Origin of the sequence: Veillonella orientalis (assembly GCF_018406505.1) — a bacterium.
Lineage (GTDB): Bacteria > Bacillota > Negativicutes > Veillonellales > Veillonellaceae > Veillonella > Veillonella nakazawae.
The window spans coordinates 1240723-1259611 of the sequence record NZ_AP022322.1 but is presented as its reverse complement, the minus strand read 5'-3'; the positions used below and the strand labels follow the sequence as shown (position 1 = coordinate 1259611).

Genomic DNA, 18889 nt, shown 5'->3' with positions numbered 1-18889 from the left:
AAATTCTTATTATACGTATATCGCATAGAGAAGTAAGTGTTCATAAGTACATACTTATATAATAAGTTATTAGTTTATTTGTTTTGGAATATAATGTAACTATATTCTCTTATATATAATAGTATAATATATAAATTATGTACACCTTAGGCCAATATTTTCGTTAATACTACAAAAACTGTTGGTAGAATAAAGTCTATTATTTATATTGATAGAGGGAGAGTGATGAAAAAAATTTTGGGGGATTGAATCTAAAAGCGCCTAAATGATAATAGATTTCAAATTAATATGTAACACAAATCCGCATATTATATATGCTTTTTAAATATTGGGAAAAATGAGAAATTAAGAAAATGAGTATTGAAAAGTTTCGATATCTTTGATATACTACATTACAGATAGAGTATCTGAATTATAAAAGATAAACATTAAAGAATAATTTTCAAGTGAAGGAGGAAATACAAATGGAAAAATACGTATGCGTAGTATGTGGTTGGGTTTATGATGAAGCTGTTGAAGGCGTGAAATTCGAAGATCAACCAGCTGATTATGTTTGCCCAATTTGCGGTGTTGGTAAAGACCAATTCGAAAAAATGTAATTGACTTACCAAAAAGACTATCTTGAGTCCGCTTAAGATAGTCTTTTTTATTTGACAAAGCACTATGTCATGTTTATAATATTATGAGTCGAGGTAAGATTATGAAACTGCAAGTAGAGCAAGCAAAAGAACATATAGGAAAGAAATTTCCTTATAGCTATACGATACCATCCTCTGAGCTTGGTGACGTAACTGCTTTTCCTTGGAGCCGTCATGATATAACCATTAATGGTGAGTTTTGGTTTGATGGTCAAAATTACATCGTTCAAGGTTCGATAGAGTCTAAAGGCGATTACGAATGTTCTCGTTGTTTAACTACAACAGAGCAAGATCGTAAGGATTCCTTTGAGGAAATCTTTAGTGACTCTAGAGAGGCTACTGATGATGTGATTCCTTTCGATGGAGAGGAAATTGACTTAACCGAACTAATTAGGGATACATTAATCATCAATGAGCCCTCTCAAGTGTTATGTCAGGATGATTGCAAAGGATTGTGCGTTCATTGCGGAGCAAATTTAAATGTTTCACCTTGTTCTTGTGAATCCTTTGTGGTGGATCCTCGATTTGCAGAGTTACGTGCTTTGCTTGATGAGAAAGATGATAGATTGTCCTAATGATTGTACTAAGGAGGTGCAGATAATGGCAGTACCTAAGCGTAGATTGTCTAAATGCCGTCGCGATCGCCGTCGTGCTAATTGGAAATTGGAAGCTCCTGGTTATGTAGCATGCCCACAATGCCACGAACCTAAGATGCCTCATCGTGTTTGCCCTACATGTGGTCACTATAAAGGTGAGCAAGTAGTAGCTAATGCTTAATATGTGAGCTAAAAAAAGACGCCTACTGTAGTAGGCGTCTTTTTTGTATACTTTTAGTAATATATAACTTAATATACTTGATATGCATTAGTCAGTGCCATTATTTTATAGTAATATAAAACTGTAGGATAGTGGCATTTTTTTACTTTTATAAACAAAAAGATACTTAAATATAAAATAATAACTATATTTGGTATATATGTGCAAAATCTGTTACTATATGTATGAAAAGCCTTGCAAATAAGGGAATTATTGTATATACTTAGGATGTAATATTAATACTAGGTCATAAAAGGTGGTCCCATGAGTCGGTTAAAGAAGCAAGAGCGCCAAAAGCAGTTACAAGAAAAACTGAATATTACGCCATTTCTTACTGATGAAGAATTGGCTACACACTTTAATGTAAGTGTGCCAACGATTCGTCTGGATCGTCTAGAGTTGGGCATTCCTGAATTGCGTGAACGCATACGCGTCATGGCTACAGGTCAATCACAAGAAGCGGTAGAACATGTACCGTACGAAGTGGTTGGTGAACTGATCGATGTTACAGAAGGCCAACAAGCATTATCAATGCTACGTACTACTTCTGACATGGAAGATCGATTTGGACATGTAGAGCCACAGTATTTATATGCTCAAGCAAATTCCCTCGCAAAGGTAGTCATGGGGACTACTGTTTGTTCTGCGGAGGTTGGAAATATAAAATATAAAAACCCAGTTGGAGCTGGTACTAATTTGGTGGCAAAAGCAGAAATTGTGCGTCGCCGTGGTAATAAGTTCTTTATTTGGGTCATTATAAGAGATAAAATAAAAGAAGTATTTCGCGCAAAATTTATTATGGAATCCGTAGAGAATAGGGTGTAGATTATGAAAATTGCAATAGACGCCATGGGTGGCGACTTTGCTCCATTGGAGACTGTACTAGGATCCATTGAAGCCGTACGAGCAAATGAACACATTGAAGTGGTGCTCGTCGGCGATGAGCAGCAAATTTTTAATATATTAGAAGCTAGGAATGAAGCTAAGAATCCACGCATTTCTGTACACCATGCCAGTCAAGTTATCGGTATGGATGAGCATCCAGGACAAGCATTGCGTAAGAAAAAGGACGCATCCATTGTGGTAGCAACATCTTTAGTTCGTGATAATGCTTGCGATGCCGTGATTGCTCCTGGGAGCACAGGTGCAGCTGTAGCAGCTGCATTGTTTGGTCTCGGTCGTATTAAGGGGGTTGATCGCCCAGTTATTGCAACTCCGATGCCAACAGTTAGTGGTATTACTGTTATGTTAGATTCTGGTGCTAACTCAAATAGTAAACCAAAACATCTTGTACAAGGTGCATTGATGGGTTCTGAATATGCAAAACTTTTATTAGGTAAAGAAGAACCTACAGTAGGGTTATTAAATATTGGCGAAGAAGCCACTAAGGGGAACGATGTCGTTCTAGCCACATATCCAATTTTGGAACGTATGAAAACTATTAACTTCAAAGGTAATATTGAAGGCCGTGATATTCCAAAAGGGGTCGTAGATGTTGTTGTTTGCGATGGTTTTGTCGGTAATGTGGTACTTAAATTCGCAGAAGGCTTGGTAACAGGTCTTACACAATTAGTAAAGGATAGCATTATGGCAGGTAGTATTTTTGCCAAAATTGGTGCTATGCTTGTAAAGCCAGCTTTAAAAAAGATGGCAAAACGCTTAGATCACACAGAAAATGGTGGTGCTCCACTCTTAGGGGTTAATGGGGTGTTTATGATTGCTCATGGTAGCTCCAAAGCTAAAGAGATTAAAACTGCTATTGAAATTGCTAGTGATTTAGTGGAACGTAAAATTATTCAACACATAAGAGAAACAATGGATATTGAAGGAGCCTTGAAGTATGACTATGATGAGTAAACCGGTTGGAATCATTGGTACTGGGAGCTTCCTTCCTGACAATGTAGTAACAAACTTTGATCTAGAAAAAATGGTTGATACCAATGACCAATGGATTAGAGAACGTACTGGTATTGAGGAACGACGCATTGCACCGGAAGGTATGAATACATCCTATATGGCGACTGAGGCAGCAAAAAAAGCTATGCAAATGGCTAAGGTTAGTGCCGAAGATATAGACGTGATTATTTTTGCTACCTTAACACCGGATATGATTATTCCTTCAGCCGCTTGTGTATTACAAGCGAATTTAGGCGCTAAGAATGCAGCGGCCTATGATTTACAAGCTGCATGCTCTGGCTTTGTATATGGATTGATTACTGCAGCTAGCTATATTAGCTCCGGTTTATACAAAAAGGTGCTCGTTGTGGGCGCTGAAATTCTCTCCCGTCGAGTAAATTGGAACGATCGTAGTACAAGTATCCTCTTTGGTGATGGCGCTGGTGCCGCAGTAGTATCTGAAGTCCCTGAAGGTTATGGCATTAAAGGTGTTGATATGGGTGCCGACGGTACTGGTGGTCCATCTCTTTGTATTCCTGCAGGTGGTACAGCTGTAGTTGCCAATGACCAACGCATTGAAGAAGGTTTAACATTCATTCATATGGATGGTTCTGAAGTATATAAATTTGCTGTTAAAACGATGGGGCGTACTGTTTTAAAATCTTTAGAACGAGCTGGAATGGAACTTAATGAGTTGGATTTCTTCATTCCACATCAAGCAAATATTCGTATTATTGATTCGGCTGCAAAACGCTTACATATGCCGATGGAAAAAGTATTTGTTAATTTACATAAGTATGGTAATACATCTGCCGCGTCTGTAGCGATAGCTTTGGACGAAGCTAATCGTGAAGGGCGTTTCAAACGCGGCGATAATGTTGCGTTTGCAGGATTTGGTGCAGGCCTTACATGGGCTAGCCTTGTCTTGAAATGGTATTAAGGAGGACACATCAAGATGATTAAGACTGACATTTGTGATTTATTGCAGATTGAGTACCCAATCTTACAAGGTGGTATGGCTTGGCTCGGTACTGCAGAATTAGCGGCAGCTGTTTCCGAAGCGGGTGGCCTTGGTATCATTGGGGCTGGTCATATGCCTCCTGATATTTTCCGTAATGAAATTCACAAATTAAAAGAGCGCACAAACAAACCATTTGGTTGTAATATTATGCTCATGTCTCCATTTGTTAAAGAAGTTATGGAAGTAGTTGTGGAAGAACGCGTTCCTGTAATTACAACAGGTGCTGGTAATCCTGGTGTGTATATTCCAGCTTTAAAAGAAATCGGTACTAAAGTAATTCCTGTAGTTGCTTCCGTATTACTTGCAAAACGCTTGTTGCGCGGTGGTATTGATGCAATTATCGCAGAAGGTACAGAATCTGGTGGTCACGTAGGCGATATTACTACTATGGCATTGATTCCACAAGTAGTAGATGCTGTAGATGTTCCAGTTATTGCAGCTGGTGGTATTGCTGATGGCCGTGGTATGGCTGCAGCCTTTGCATTAGGCGCTCAAGCAGTACAAATGGGTACGCGATTCGTATTATCCGAAGAATGTATTGCTCATGAAAACTATAAAAATGCAGTATTGAAAGCAAAAGATCGTGCCACTGTTATGACTGGTTTAACAACAGGTCATCCTGTACGTATCATTGATAATGCATTAGCTCATAAATATAAATCCCTTGAATTTAGCGGTGGTTCCAAAGAAGATTTAGAAAACTTAGGTGCAGGCACACTTCGTAAAGCTGCTATTGAAGGTGATGTAAAAGAAGGCTCTGTAATGATCGGTCAAATCTCTGGCATGTTAACAGATGTTAAACCATGTGCAACTATTATCAAAGATATCATGGCTGAAACTGAAACTGTAATTAAAAAACTTCAAGGTCTTGGTAAATAAGGAGGCCCTTATGAAAACGGCATTTGTTTTTCCTGGTCAAGGTTCCCAAAAAGTAGGCATGTTACAAGATTTGTACAATGCATATCCTATTGTGAAACAACGTTTTGAAGAAGCTGACGAAGCGCTTGGTTATTCTATTTCCAAATTGTGCTTTGAAGGCCCTGATACTGAACTTGTTAAAACTGCTAATACACAACCGGCTATCTTAACTGCATCTGTAGCTTGCTATGAAGTTCTTAAAGAACAAGGCTTTACACCTGATATCGTAGGTGGTCATAGTCTTGGTGAATACAGTGCTCTTGTAGCGGCAGGTGTATTGAATTTTAAAGATGCTGTGTATGTTGTTCATAAACGCGGTGAATATATGCAAGAAGCTGTGCCATTGGGCAAAGGTGCTATGGCAGCAATTCTAGCTTTACCTCGTGAACAAGTTGTAGAAATTTGTAAAGAGGTTAACGATTCTGTTGGTTCTGTGCAAGCAGTTAACTTCAACTGCCCAGGTCAAATTGTTATTGCTGGTGAAACAGCAGCGGTAGAAACTGCAGCAGAAAAGATGAAAGAAGCCGGTGCAAAACGTGCTGTTATGCTTCCTGTAAGTGCTCCATTCCACAGCCGTTTGATGGAACCTGCAGCTCTACGTTTAAAAGAAGAGTTGGATAAAATCCAAGTGAGCGATGCTCAAATTCCTGTAGTGGCAAATGTGACAGGTAAAATTTTGACTAATGCAAACGATATTAAAGAATCCTTAGTTACACAAGCTGCAAACCCTGTATTGTGGGAAGATTGCGTAGCTGAAATGGTTAACTTTGGTGTAACTCGATTTGTTGAAGTAGGTCCTGGTAAAGTACTTACTGGCTTTACTAAAAAGATCAATAAAGATATGGAATTAGCCAATGTTGAAGACATTGCATCCTTAGAGAAAACGCTTGAATTTTTGAAAGGGGTTCGATAAAATGCATTTAGAGGGTAAAGTAGCCATTGTAACTGGCGCATCCCGTGGCATTGGTCGCGCTGTAGCTATTAATTTAGCACAATCTGGTGCTGATGTGGTAGTTAACTATAGCGGTAGCGAAGGTGCAGCTCAAGAAACTGTTGAAGCTGTACAAGCTTTAGGCCGTAAAGCCATTAAAATTAAAGCCAATGTAGCTAATGCTGATGAAGTTGCAGCTATGGTGGAAGAAGCTCATAAAGAGTTTGGTCACATTGATATTCTCGTAAATAATGCGGGTATTACGCGTGATGGTTTATTGATGCGTATGAAAGACGAAGATTTTGATGCTGTTATAGATATCAACCTTAAAGGTGTATATTTAGTAACTAAAGCAGTATCTAAAATCATGATGAAACAACGTTCTGGTCATATTATCAATATGACATCTGTTGTAGGCGTTATGGGTAATGCAGGTCAAACTAACTATGCAGCATCTAAAGCTGGTGTAATTGGTTTTACTAAATCCTGTGCTAAAGAATTAGCAAGTCGTGGCATTACTGTTAATGCTATTGCACCAGGATTTATCAATACTGATATGACTGATGTATTACCAGAAAAAGTTAAAGAAGCTATGGTTGCAGAAATTCCATTGGGTCGTATGGCTAATGCTGAAGAAGTAGCGACAGTAGCAACATTCCTTGCTAGCGATTTTGCTAACTATATTACAGGCCAAGTCATCAATGTAGATGGCGGTATGGTGATGTAGTTTCAAAATTAGACTATATATAAATACACTTTGAAAGGAGGTGAACCACCAATGAACACTTTCGATAAAGTAAAAGCAATCGTTGTGGAACAATTAGGCGTTGATGAAGCTGAAGTTACCATTGATTCTACATTCATCGACGACTTAGGCGCTGACTCCTTAGATATCGTTGAATTGATCATGGCATTCGAAGAAGAATTCAATGTTGAAATCCCTGACGATGTTGCAGAAAAAATCAAAACCGTTAAGGATACAGTAGAATATATTGATTCTGCTAAATAAGCTGTAAAGCTGACAATTCAGCCGTACGGGAGGCCGAGTGGCCTCCCAACCGGTTTTATTTACAGGAGGATTTGATAGTGAAGCTCCCTGAACTTCGCATTGGGAATCTAGTGGCCAAAGTACCTATTATTCAAGGTGGTATGGCGATTAGATTGTCTACAGCTCGCTTGGCGGCAGCCGTTGCAAATGAAGGTGGTATCGGCCTTATTGCAGCATCCGGTTTGCCGTTTGATGAATTACGATACGAAATACAATTAGCTAGAAAATTATCACCTACGGGTATTATTGGTATAAATGCGATGGTAGCCGCAACACAATTTGCGGGCTTAGTTAAAACTGCCATCGAAGAGGGCATTGATCTTGTAGTAGCAGGTGCTGGTTTTTCAAGAGATATGTTCGCAATGGGCAAAGAGTCTGGTACGCCAATCGTACCAATTGTTTCGTCCGCAAAATTAGCTCGCATTTCTGAAGGTTTAGGTGCAGCAGCAGTAATCGTAGAAGGCTGCGAAGCTGGTGGCCACTTGGGGACGGATCGTTCCGCTCGAGAAATCGTTCCAGAGGTTGTAGCTGCTGTTAAAAATATTCCAGTTATTGGTGCTGGTGGTGTTCTTGATGGTCGTGACATCGTAGAAATGTTGAAATTAGGTGCTAGTGGCGTTCAAATGGGTAGCCGTTTTGCTGCTTCTGATGAATGTAATGCATCTGACGAATTGAAAAAAATGTATGTACGGGCTACTAATCCTGAGGATATTGTATTGATTCAAAGTCCTGTAGGTTTGCCTGGACAAGCAATTAAAAATAAATTTGCTGAATCTGTATTAGACGGTACTGTAGCACCTCCAACGGTGTGTGATAACTGTTTGAAACATTGTTCCCATAAATTCTGTATTATCCGTGCCCTTTCTCGTGCACAACAAGGTGATGTGGAAACAGGTTTGGTGTTCTCTGGCAATAATATGAGAAAAGTCGACAAGATTATGCCAGTTAAAGATATCTTTGCTCAACTAAAACAGCAAGTAGCAGAGATTGATTAATTTAAAAGGGCTGTATAGCTATAAGAGGTGGAATAATTGGAAAAACGTGTAGTAATTACTGGCTTAGGGGCAGTGACTCCTGTAGGTATCGGTAAAGAGAACTTTTACAATGCGTTATTGGCAGGTCAATCTGGTATTGGGCCAATTACACGCTTTGATGCATCTGACTATGCAACGCGTATTGCTGGCGAAGTAAAAGATTTTGATGTTACAAACTATGGCGTAGACAAGAAAGAAGCTCGTCGTATGGACCGTTCTGTAGAATTGGCTATCGGTGCTGCTGTTCTTGCTTGTGAAGATGCTGATCTTGATTTAGATAAACAAGATTTAGATCGTTGTGGTACTGTGGTTGGTACTGGTATTGGCGGTATCGACTCCATCCATGAAGTATATGAAACATTATTCGAAAAAGGTCCTGGCCGTGTAAGTCCATTTGCAGTTCCTATGATGATTGCCAATATGACATCTGCACGTGTATCCATCCGTCTTGGCCTTAAAGGTCCTGTTATTACAGACGTAACAGCTTGTACTTCTGGTACAAATGCTATTGGCGATGCTTTCCGTATTATCCAACGTGGTGATGCTGATATCATGTTTGCCGGTGGTACTGAAGCGGCTGTATCTCCTGCAGCTGTAGCTGGTTTCGCAGCTATGAAAGCTATGTCTACACGCAATGACGAACCAACAAAAGCATCTCGTCCATTTGACCGCGATCGCGATGGTTTCGTAATGGGTGAAGGTTCTGGTATCGTTGTTCTTGAAGAATTAGAACACGCAAAAGCTCGTGGTGCTCATATCTACGCTGAAGTTGTAGGTTATGGTACTAATGGCGATGCTTACCACATTACTGCACCAGCTCCAGGTGGTGTACAAGCTCGTAAATGTATGGAATTAGCAATTAAAGATGCAGGTATCGATCCTAAAGACGTTAACTACATCAATGCTCATGGTACATCTACTGGCCTTAATGACAAAAATGAAACATTGGCTATTAAAGAATTATTCGGCGATCATGCTAAAGACATCGCTGTTAACTCTACAAAATCCATGACAGGTCACTTGTTAGGTGCTGCTGGTGCTATCGAAACTATCGTTATGGCGATGGCTATCGAAACTGGCAAAGTTCATCCTACAATCAACTGTGACAACCCTGATGAAGGTTTGGATCTTGACTATGTTCGCGAAGGTGCACGTGACCTTCAAGTTAAATGTGCTCTTTCCAACTCTTTCGGTTTTGGTGGTCATAACGGTACACTTTGCGTACGCCGTTATGAAGGCTAATGGTAGCTGTTGAAGCGCATAAGAGTAAGATGACACAAGCTCGTGAAGAATCTCTTCATGGGCTTGTTGCTCGTTTAGACATACCTGTGTCAGATATATCCATTTTAGATTGTGCTTTTACACATACATCTTATGCGAATGAACATAAATCAAAGCATATTAATCACAATCAGCGATTAGAGTTTTTAGGCGATGCTGTTTTGGATCTTATTATTGGGGAATACCTATTTAAGACATATCCAGACATGGCCGAAGGTAATTTGACGAAAATTAAGGCCGCTACAGTGTGTGAGGATTCTTTAGCATCTGTAAGTCGTTCTTTGCAATTGGGGCAATATTTATTGCTCGGTCATGGTGAAAGTGCTTCTGGTGGTAATAATCGTAATTCTATTTTAGCGGATACCTTTGAGTCTCTCATTGGTGCTATCTATATTTCTACAGATTACCAAACGGCAATGAACTTCGTTTTAAAACATCTCATTACTTATATCAAGCAAGCTTTAGAAGGTAAACGGGGCAAGGATTATAAAACCTTGTTACAAGAATATGTGCAACGGGATGGTGATAAACATATCGTCTATCGTTTGCTCAGTGAAAGTGGTCCCGACCATGCTAAGACCTTCCATATGGTGGTCGAAATCAATGGTGTTACTTACGAGGCCGGCTCTGGTAAAAGTAAAAAAATTGCAGAACAACATGCGGCTCAATTAACGTTAGAAAAGTTAATGGCCAAATAGAAAAGCGCCTAATGGCGCTTTTTTCTGTATAATAGTATATAGAATAGGAAAGATATTTATCTTATAATCGTTGTATCGAAAGCCTTATATCTTAATATATTAATTACATATCATAAGGATTAAATACATGGATATTAATATATTAATATAAAAGGTTTTGGCTGAGTTTATTTTATATAAGAAAGGAGAGTGACTATGAAACCATTTGGTATGATACCTTTTTTTATACCTCATGTAGGGTGTCCTTATGTATGTACATTTTGTAACCAGTCCCGTATTACAGGCCAATCTGGTATTAGTCACTTAACACCGGATTATATAAAAAAAACGATTACAGATTATGTGGGTAAAAAACGAAATGATAAGTTTTGGGAGGTCGCCTTTTATGGAGGCTCTTTTACAGCCATTCATCACGATTTGCAACATACCTTATTAGCGCCAGCTTATGAGATGTTACAACAGGACATAATCGATGGCATACGTTGCTCTACACGGCCTGATGCTGTTGGGGATGAGGCTATCTCATTGTTACAATCTTATGGCGTAAAAACAGTAGAGCTTGGCGTACAGTCTATGAATGATGGTATTTTAGTCGATGCTAAGCGCGGTCATACAGTACAAGAGGTAGTAGATGCTGTTGCGCGATTAAAGCAACGTGGAATGACTGTAGGTGTTCAGCTTTTACCAGGATTAAAAGGTGAAATTTGGGAAACCATTCTAGAAACCGCTATTGCTGTAGTTAAACTAGAACCAGATTTTGTACGAATCTATCCTGTTCTTGTTATAGAAAATACGGAACTAGCAGATCAATATAGATCTGGTGAATATGAGCCATTAAGTACTGAGCAAGCTATTAAATATTGTGCATTCTTAAAGGAATGGTTTGAACAGCATAATATTGAAGTTATACGTACAGGATTACAAAGCACGGAAGAGCTCGATTCAGGCAATAGCTTGGTAGCAGGTCCCTATGAACCTGCTATGGGTGAGCTCGTTGTAAATGAACAATATAAACAACGTATTGAAAGATGTATTGATGAACATCTTTCTTCAGAAAATTTATTAGGAAAGCAAAATGGTTACAATTTTTCTCATTTTGATTGTTACCATATCCATAAGGTAAAATGTAGATCTTATTCGGATAGTGGTGATATTTTGATGAAACATAGGATTGTAATTTCTTATCCTAGAAACAGTACATCAAAGGTGCGAGGTCTCAAAAATCGCAATATTTTATATTTTCAAGAAACGTATCCTCAATTTAGCATAGATTGGTGTGAAGATAATACGAGAAATACTGTTTGTTGCTGTATTGATGGCCTACAATATATGTTATAATAAAAGATATGATTATTCGGGGTTGTTAGTAGAAAGGAGGCAGTCATGCAATTACTTCGGTTAGAATTAAAGGGCTTTAAATCGTTTGCAGATAAAACGGTTGTAAAATTCTCGCCAGGAATGACTGCCGTTATTGGACCTAACGGAAGTGGTAAAAGTAATATTACGGATGCTATGAAATGGGTTTTAGGGGAATCCAATGTCCGTAACTTACGTGGTCAAAAAGCAGAGGATATTATTTTCTCTGGTACGGAAAAACGTAAGCCAATGAGTGCAGCTGAGGTTACTCTTGTATTCGACAATAGTGACCATCAACTAGATGTAGATATGGCTGAGGTAGCTATTACACGTCGTATTTATCGTACTGGTGAAAGTGAATTCCTCATCAATAAGCGCTCTTGTCGCTTAAAGGATATCCATCTTTTACTAGCTGACACAGGTCTTGGTAAAGACTCGATGGCCATTATCGGTCAGAACCGAATTGATGCCATCTTGAACTCTAAGCCTGAAGAACGCCGTTTGATCTTTGAAGATGTAGCAGGTATATCTCGCTTTAAAATCAATAAAGAAGATGCATTGCGTCGTATTGCTAGTACAGACCGCAACATGGAACGCGTACGCGACGTTATGGCTACTATTGAAGAACAACTTGGACCTCTGTCTGAAAAGGCGGAAAAGACTAAAAAATATATGACATTAAGTCGTACAAAGCGCGACTATGATGGAGCATTAGGCTTTCATAATTACAAGACATCAGACCGGCTCTTAACGCGTTTTGAAAACGATAATATCGCTTTTAAGGATGAAGAGATTGAGCTTCAAACGGAGTTGTCCAAATTAGAAGCTCGCCGTCATACATTGCAATCATCTTCCACTAAAGAGCAAGAACAGCTTAAATTGTGGGAAGCTCAGTATACGGAAAAGCAACGTGATGAAGAGCGTTTAGCTGGTCATTTACGTCTTTTAGAAGAGCAGTTAAAGACCGCTCACCGTGAATTAGATGAAACATCTATGCGCATTAGCGAGCTAGAAGCTACACAAAAGGGCGAAGAGCAACAATTACGCATTTTAAATCAATTGATTCAAGATGAAAGCGCCCAATTGGTAGAGAAAGAATCTAAGCTAGAAGAGCTAGAATCTAATTATAAAAAAGCTGTTGAAGATGTCGGTGCAGAACAAGCTAAGTTCCAATCCTTACAATCCAATCGAGAAGCATTTGAGCAACATCAATTAGAAATTGTGAGCGCTATTGAAACAGCAAAGGCTAGTATTCGTAGCTTAGAATCTCGTAAGGCTGAATCTGCGAAGCAATGTGAAGTTTTAAAGACTGAAATAGCTCAAGTAGATAGTGAACTACAAGCAGCTCGTACTGAATATGAAACACTTGGTCAGAAATTTACTGCTATTTCTGCACAACGACAAGCCCTCGTTGATGGTGGTAAAGAAGCAGTTATACAAGCTCGTGAGGAACGCAAAGAGCTACAAAAACTTCGTACCCAAGAACAACGTGCAAAAGGCCGTTTAGAGCTCTTAGCGCAATGGGAAGAACAGCATGAAGGTTACTTAGAAGGAACTAAGAATATTCTTAATGGTAAGGGCGCTTGGCGTGAACAGATTACGGGCGCCGTTGGTGATCTCTTTACAGTTGAGGACAAATATACGACAGCTATTGAAACGGCATTAGGTGGTAGTGTTAACCATGTTGTGACCACTACAGCTCGCGCTGCTGCAGAGGGGGTAAATTATTTAAAATCTATCCAAGGTGGTCGCGTAACCTTCTTGCCTATGGATTCTGTAAAAGGTAAACCGTATGATACGCCTGCTTTACATGAAAGTTGTGTTATAGGTACGGCTGTTGACTGTATCTCCTTTGATAATACATATGCTCATATTTTCCAATATTTGTTAGGTCGTACGTTAGTAGTGTCCTCCATGGATGATGCTATTGGATTACAGAAGAAATATAATCAACAATTGCGTATCGTTACGCTTACAGGGGAACAATTCCAACCAGGTGGTTCTTTAACGGGTGGTGCTACAAAGCGTAAGCGTGCCTCCGTATTGAGCCGTAAGGAAGAGGCTACTAGTCTTGAACAAGAGCTTGTACAAATTGAAGAACAAATTCGTTCTTTAACAGCTAGTTTAGAAAATCTAGAAAAACGGGTTGAAGAGGCTGAAAAAGAACGAGCTACCCTTGATGAAAGCTATCAACATACGAACTTACTCTATGTAGCGAGCGAAACAAAGGTACAAAATATACAAAATCAAATGGATCGTAAGAAGCGTGTTCTTTCTGAAGAAGAGCAACGTTTAGTACAAATCGATATTGATTTAGCAACTACAACAGCTAATTTAAAAGACCAAGAAACAGCACTTGCTTCCTTGCAAGAAAATCATGGTGTAGAGGGCAATCAAGGGGCCTTGATGGAGCGATTAACTGTATTGCAAAAGATTCAGCAAGAGGCGTATGAAGCTTTTACAGAAGCTCGTCTTACTTGTGATACATTACGACAAACCATTAAGGAACGTGAAACTCAACGAGAACAACGCAATCAATCTATTGCTAGCATTGTAGATCGCTTAACGCCGTTGCGTAATTTGCTAATCAGCACTACACAGCGCTGTGAAGTGGAGCTACCAAAGGCTAAAGAATTGGCAGACCTAGAATTGGCTTCTGCCACAGCGGAGGTTTCACGATTGCGTGCACTTCGCGATGAGGCTTATGATAAAACATCTACAGGACGTGAAGAGATGGAATCTATCCTCGGTGAGCAAGATCGATTGAATCAACGATATAAAGTCGTTCAAGGTCGACTCGTCGATATGGAAGGTAAAATTACCCGTCATCGCATGGATTGCGAACGCTTTGTAGAAGAGTTACAAGAGCTAGGTTTTACATTGGAAGATGCACAAGCCCTTCGTATTGAAGGTTCCGTCAGTGATTGGAAGGATGAACAAGCACGTTTGATGGCTGAAATTGCCGAGCTTGGTCCAGTCAATCCGAACGCTGTTGAAGAATATGAAGAAACTAAAGAACGCTATGATTTCTTAACTACACAATTGGCGGATTTAGATACGGCGAAGGAGCAATTGCAAGCGGTTATTGCTGAAATGGACAAGGCTATGAGTACACAGCTATACGATGTATTAGATGTAGTAGGCCGTAGATTCCAAGAGGTATTTAGCCAACTATTTGGCGGTGGTACGGCTCAAATTGTATTGACTGATCCAGATAATATCTTAACTGGTGGTATCGATTTCTACATTCAGCCGCCAGGGAAGAAACGTCAACAATTGACCTTGTTGTCCGGTGGTGAACGAGCCTTAACGGTTATTGCTTTATTATTCTCGTTCCTCGACTATCGTCCTGCGCCATTCTGTGTGCTTGACGAAGTTGACGCAGCCCTTGATGAAGCCAATGTAGAAAGATTTAGTTCTTACTTAAATCGGGTAAATAAAGAAACACAATTTATCGTAGTATCGCATCGTAAAAAGACGATGGAAGCTGCCGAAGTTTTACAAGGGGTGACCATGGTTGAACGGGGCGTATCGCGATTATTAACAGTAGCATTTGAAGATGTGAAGGAGGATCTAGCATAATGGCATTTGGATTCTTTAATAAAATTAAAGAGGGCTTAGAAAAAACTCGTAAGTCCTTTGTAAAAAATGTAGAGACAGTTATCATTGGTTATGCAGAAATTGATGATGATTTCTTAGATGATTTAGAAGCAGTTATGCTTACTAGTGATCTTGGTCCTAAAACGACAGAATACTTGATGAAAGAAATTCGTCGTGGTGTAACAGAAGGTATTATTAACAATACTGGTGATGTAATGCCATTCATGGAAGACCGCATTACAGAAATGTTAGTTGACCAAGAAGATGAAATTGCACTTCACCATCCAGAGGTTATCCTCGTTGTTGGGGTAAATGGTGTCGGTAAAACTACGACTATTGCTAAGCTAGCTAACTATTACACTAAAGAAGGCAAAAAGGTTATTATCGCTGCAGGTGATACATTCCGTGCCGCTGCGGCTGATCAATTGTCTATCTGGGCAGATCGCGTAGGTGTACCTATCGTTAAACATAAAGAAGGGGCTGACCCTGCAGCTGTTGTTTACGATGCAATGGAAGCAGCTAAAGCTCGTAATGCAGACCTCGTTATTGTAGATACTGCAGGTCGTTTACACACTAAAGTTAATCTTATGGAAGAACTTAAAAAGATGGGCCGCGTAGCGAATAACCACGTAGAAGGGGCACCACATCAAACATTGCTCGTCTTAGATGGTACTACAGGTCAAAATGCAGTAAGCCAAGCTAAATTATTTGGTCAAGCAGTACCAGTAAATGGTATTGTTGTGACTAAGCTTGATGGCACAGCAAAAGGTGGCGTAGTTATCTCTATTAAAGAGGAATTAGGCGTACCTGTTCGCTGGATCGGCGTTGGCGAAGGCATGGATGACTTGCGTCCATTTAATGCGAAAGAATTTGCTAATGCACTATTTAATAAAGGAATGATTCAAGGTGACAAATAAATATAACCGGGAATTCTTACTTGAATATGTAGAATCTGAAAATAAAAAAAATGAATGTAATGTTAGCCTAGAAAATATGGAAAAGATTGTTGGCTTAATCGAGTATTTCGGCATTGAATTATATCGTCCTATTACAAGATTGCTACTTTCAAACTGGGAAGAAATTACAGAACGTATTAATAACTATACTGAATCAGATTGGATGATGGCTGATGAAATCCAAAAGACTACGCCTACATTAGATCGCTTCTCCATTGCTATGCTCATCGAAGTATTAGAAGGTGAAGATACGTTGAACCAAGCAGAAAATGCAGGTCGCCGTCTTTCAGAGGAAGAGCTCAAAGCTATCCGTAAACATCAGGATGAACAGTAATGAAACATAATACATATAATTACGAAGGGGGCCAACCATTTAAAGTGGAGGCGCCCTTTACGCCTACAGGGGACCAACCAACTGCCATACAATCTCTAACAGAAGGTATTGAACGCGGTGAATGGGCCCAAGTTTTGCTCGGTGCCACTGGTACAGGTAAGACTTTTACTATGGCTAAGGTTATAGAGGCCGTTCAAAAGCCGACTCTGATTATTGCCCATAATAAAACCTTAGCTGCGCAGCTATGTAGTGAGTTTAAAAGTTTCTTTCCTAATAATGCGGTAGAATACTTTGTGTCTTACTACGATTTCTATCAGCCTGAAGCGTATATTCCTTCTAGTGATACGTACATCGAGAAGGATGCGTCTATCAATGATGAAATCGATAAACTGCGACATAGTGCTACGATGAGCCTCTTTGAGCGCCGCGATGTGATTATTGTTGCCTCTGTTAGTTGTATTTACGGCTTAGGTGACCCTGAGGACTACTCTGAACTCGTGTTGTCCTTGCGCTTAGGTCAGACGAAATCTCGCGATGAAATTCTATCTAAACTCGTAGATATTCAATATACGAGAAATGATATGAACTTTATCCGCGGTACCTTCCGTGTACAAGGGGATACTATCGAGATTTTCCCGGCCGCCTATAGTGAAAGAGCCATTCGGGTGGAACTCTTCGGCGACGAAATCGATCGCCTCGTTGAGGTAGATGCTTTAACAGGTGAAGTCATTGCAGAGCGTAAGCACGTTGCGGTCTATCCAGCATCTCACTATGTAACAACGAAAGATAAGATGCGTATTGCTGTAGAGCGTATTGAGGCTGAATTAGACGAACAGTTAGCTAAGTTGAAAGCTGCTGATCGCCTATTGGAGGCTCAACGTCTTGAACAGCGTACTCGTTACGATATAGAAATGATGCAAGAAATGGGCTATTGCTCAGGCATCGAAAATTATTCCCGTCATATGTCTGAACGCAAGGCTGGGGAAGCTCCATATACATTGATAGACTATTTCCCAGATGATTTCCTCATCATGGTGGACGAGTCTCATGTAACGATACCTCAAGTGCGTGCCATGTATAATGGTGACCGGGCGCGTAAAGAATCGCTCATCGAATATGGCTTCCGTCTGCCGTCTGCACTTGATAATAGACCGCTTCAATTCGATGAATTCGTGGAGCGTATCAATCAAATCGTTTATGTATCGGCAACGCCTGGTCCATACGAAATGGAAGTACAAACGAATGTGGCAGAACAAATCATTCGTCCTACAGGTTTATTAGATCCATCCATTGAGATTCGTCCTATTAAGGGACAAATGGACGACTTGCTCGGTGAAATTAATAAGCGTGCTGCCAAGAATGAACGTGTCCTCGTTACGACTTTAACGAAGAAGATGGCCGAGGATCTAACAGAATTCTTGAAGGAAATGGGCGTCCGCGTTCGATACCTCCATTCCGATATCGTTACTATCGAGCGTGCCGAAATTATTCGTGATTTACGGGCTGGTGTTTTTGACGTACTGGTTGGTATTAACCTGCTCCGTGAAGGCCTAGATATGCCAGAAGTTTCCTTGGTGGCTATCTTAGATGCGGATAAGGAGGGTTTCTTACGTTCTGATACAGCTATGATTCAAACAATCGGCCGCGCCGCTCGTAATGTGAACGGTCACGTTATCATGTACGCTGACCGCGTAACAGGTTCTATGCAACGGGCTATCGATGAAACAGATCGCCGTCGTGCTGTGCAAGAGGCTTACAATATTGAACATAATATTACGCCTAAGTCTGTCTCCAAAGATGTAAAAGAGCTTATTGAGTTGACGAAAATTGAAGAAGATATGGTTACGGATGGGAAGGACTTTTCACCGAAGAAGGGGAAAAAGAAATCCTCTACACCGGGAATGGACCATGGACACGAACCATATGTACAAGATACATCAACTCCTAAGGTGGCAGATATAACGCCAGAAGAGTTATTCAATAAAATTGAAGACCTTGATCGTCAAATGAAGGCCGCTGCAAAGCAGCTTGAATTTGAAAAGGCTGCAAAGCTTCGAGACCAATTGGGGGAACTACGTCAACAATGGTCCGATATGCATAGTGCAGGTGAAAGCAAGTTGAAAAAGCCTACATCTAGCAAGGGTAAAAAACGTACAAGTTCAAAGAGTAAATCTTAAGTAGCAGTAACATGCATTCATATATTGTAAAATATTACCTGAATGTAATAAACCGAATCTATTTAGATTGTAAGAAAACACATAGATTATATAGACTATATGTGCGATAATATACATATATTATTTCATGTTAGTAAAAATAGAGATGATGCCATTTGGTATCATCTCTTTAAATAGGGAACATA

The 18889-nt window shown here is 39.9% G+C and carries 18 protein-coding genes; all 18 read left to right on the top strand.

Translation table 11 applies throughout. The features are described from left to right. The first annotated feature begins 464 nt into the window (after positions 1-464). The 18 genes from VEIS1202513_RS05715 to uvrB all read left to right on the top strand — a co-directional run bounded on the left by VEIS1202513_RS05715 (position 465) and on the right by uvrB (position 18704). Positions 465-599, top strand: a complete 135-nt coding sequence (locus VEIS1202513_RS05715) for a rubredoxin (RefSeq protein ID WP_004693422.1) — start codon at positions 465-467, stop codon at positions 597-599. A 101-nt stretch (positions 600-700) separates the two neighbouring features. Continuing rightward, the gene (locus tag VEIS1202513_RS05710; RefSeq protein ID WP_156719552.1) at positions 701-1213 is read left to right on the top strand and encodes a YceD family protein; all 513 of its coding nucleotides are present in this window, start codon (positions 701-703) and stop codon (positions 1211-1213) included. 25 nt (positions 1214-1238) lie between these two features. After that, on the top strand, positions 1239-1415 hold the full coding sequence (gene rpmF / locus VEIS1202513_RS05705; protein WP_004693428.1) for a 50S ribosomal protein L32: 177 nt from the start codon (positions 1239-1241) through the stop codon (positions 1413-1415). Between the two features lie 303 nt (positions 1416-1718). Next, a complete protein-coding gene (fapR, locus tag VEIS1202513_RS05700) occupies positions 1719-2279 on the top strand; it encodes a transcription factor FapR (protein ID WP_105085443.1) in 561 nt (186 codons plus the stop codon). 3 nt (positions 2280-2282) lie between these two features. Continuing rightward, complete coding sequence (gene plsX / locus VEIS1202513_RS05695) at positions 2283-3311, top strand: phosphate acyltransferase PlsX (RefSeq protein ID WP_156719551.1); 1029 nt, start codon at positions 2283-2285, stop codon at positions 3309-3311. Beyond that, positions 3295-4290: a beta-ketoacyl-ACP synthase III gene (locus tag VEIS1202513_RS05690; protein WP_060924752.1), complete on the top strand. Its 996-nt coding sequence runs from the start codon at positions 3295-3297 to the stop codon at positions 4288-4290. The genes plsX and VEIS1202513_RS05690 overlap by 17 nt, the downstream gene beginning before the upstream one ends. Positions 4291-4305: 15 nt before the next feature. Continuing rightward, complete coding sequence (gene fabK, locus VEIS1202513_RS05685) at positions 4306-5250, top strand: enoyl-[acyl-carrier-protein] reductase FabK (RefSeq protein WP_105094461.1); 945 nt, start codon at positions 4306-4308, stop codon at positions 5248-5250. 10 nt (positions 5251-5260) lie between these two features. Next, a complete protein-coding gene (fabD, locus tag VEIS1202513_RS05680) occupies positions 5261-6202 on the top strand; it encodes an ACP S-malonyltransferase (RefSeq protein WP_039969254.1) in 942 nt (313 codons plus the stop codon). A 1-nt stretch (position 6203) separates the two neighbouring features. Then, the gene (fabG, locus tag VEIS1202513_RS05675) at positions 6204-6947 is read left to right on the top strand and encodes a 3-oxoacyl-[acyl-carrier-protein] reductase (protein ID WP_105085447.1); all 744 of its coding nucleotides are present in this window, start codon (positions 6204-6206) and stop codon (positions 6945-6947) included. Positions 6948-6998: 51 nt separating this feature from the next. Beyond that, positions 6999-7229 carry an acyl carrier protein gene (locus tag VEIS1202513_RS05670; RefSeq protein ID WP_004693441.1) on the top strand — a complete coding sequence of 77 codons (231 nt, stop codon included), beginning with the start codon at positions 6999-7001 and terminating at the stop codon, positions 7227-7229. Positions 7230-7306: 77 nt separating this feature from the next. Beyond that, positions 7307-8263 carry an NAD(P)H-dependent flavin oxidoreductase gene (locus VEIS1202513_RS05665; protein WP_005386972.1) on the top strand — a complete coding sequence of 319 codons (957 nt, stop codon included), beginning with the start codon at positions 7307-7309 and terminating at the stop codon, positions 8261-8263. 36 nt (positions 8264-8299) lie between these two features. Next, positions 8300-9544, top strand: a complete 1245-nt coding sequence (fabF, locus tag VEIS1202513_RS05660) for a beta-ketoacyl-ACP synthase II (protein WP_005386970.1) — start codon at positions 8300-8302, stop codon at positions 9542-9544. After that, positions 9544-10281, top strand: a complete 738-nt coding sequence (gene rnc / locus VEIS1202513_RS05655; protein ID WP_119206841.1) for a ribonuclease III — start codon at positions 9544-9546, stop codon at positions 10279-10281. Before fabF ends, rnc begins: the two co-directional genes overlap by 1 nt. A gap of 195 nt (positions 10282-10476) precedes the next feature. Beyond that, positions 10477-11619 (top strand): elongator complex protein 3, encoded by a 1143-nt coding sequence (locus VEIS1202513_RS05650; RefSeq protein WP_213466958.1) that lies wholly within the window; start codon positions 10477-10479, stop codon positions 11617-11619. Positions 11620-11664: 45 nt separating this feature from the next. Further along, positions 11665-15219: a chromosome segregation protein SMC gene (smc, locus tag VEIS1202513_RS05645; RefSeq protein WP_213466957.1), complete on the top strand. Its 3555-nt coding sequence runs from the start codon at positions 11665-11667 to the stop codon at positions 15217-15219. Continuing rightward, positions 15219-16154, top strand: coding sequence for a signal recognition particle-docking protein FtsY (ftsY, locus tag VEIS1202513_RS05640; RefSeq protein ID WP_213466956.1), 936 nt, complete (start codon positions 15219-15221; stop codon positions 16152-16154). The genes smc and ftsY overlap by 1 nt, the downstream gene beginning before the upstream one ends. Positions 16155-16230: 76 nt before the next feature. Further along, the gene (locus VEIS1202513_RS05635) at positions 16231-16527 is read left to right on the top strand and encodes a hypothetical protein (RefSeq protein ID WP_233542569.1); all 297 of its coding nucleotides are present in this window, start codon (positions 16231-16233) and stop codon (positions 16525-16527) included. After that, a complete protein-coding gene (uvrB, locus tag VEIS1202513_RS05630) occupies positions 16527-18704 on the top strand; it encodes an excinuclease ABC subunit UvrB (protein WP_213466955.1) in 2178 nt (725 codons plus the stop codon). The genes VEIS1202513_RS05635 and uvrB overlap by 1 nt, the downstream gene beginning before the upstream one ends. Positions 18705-18889 lie beyond the last annotated feature (185 nt).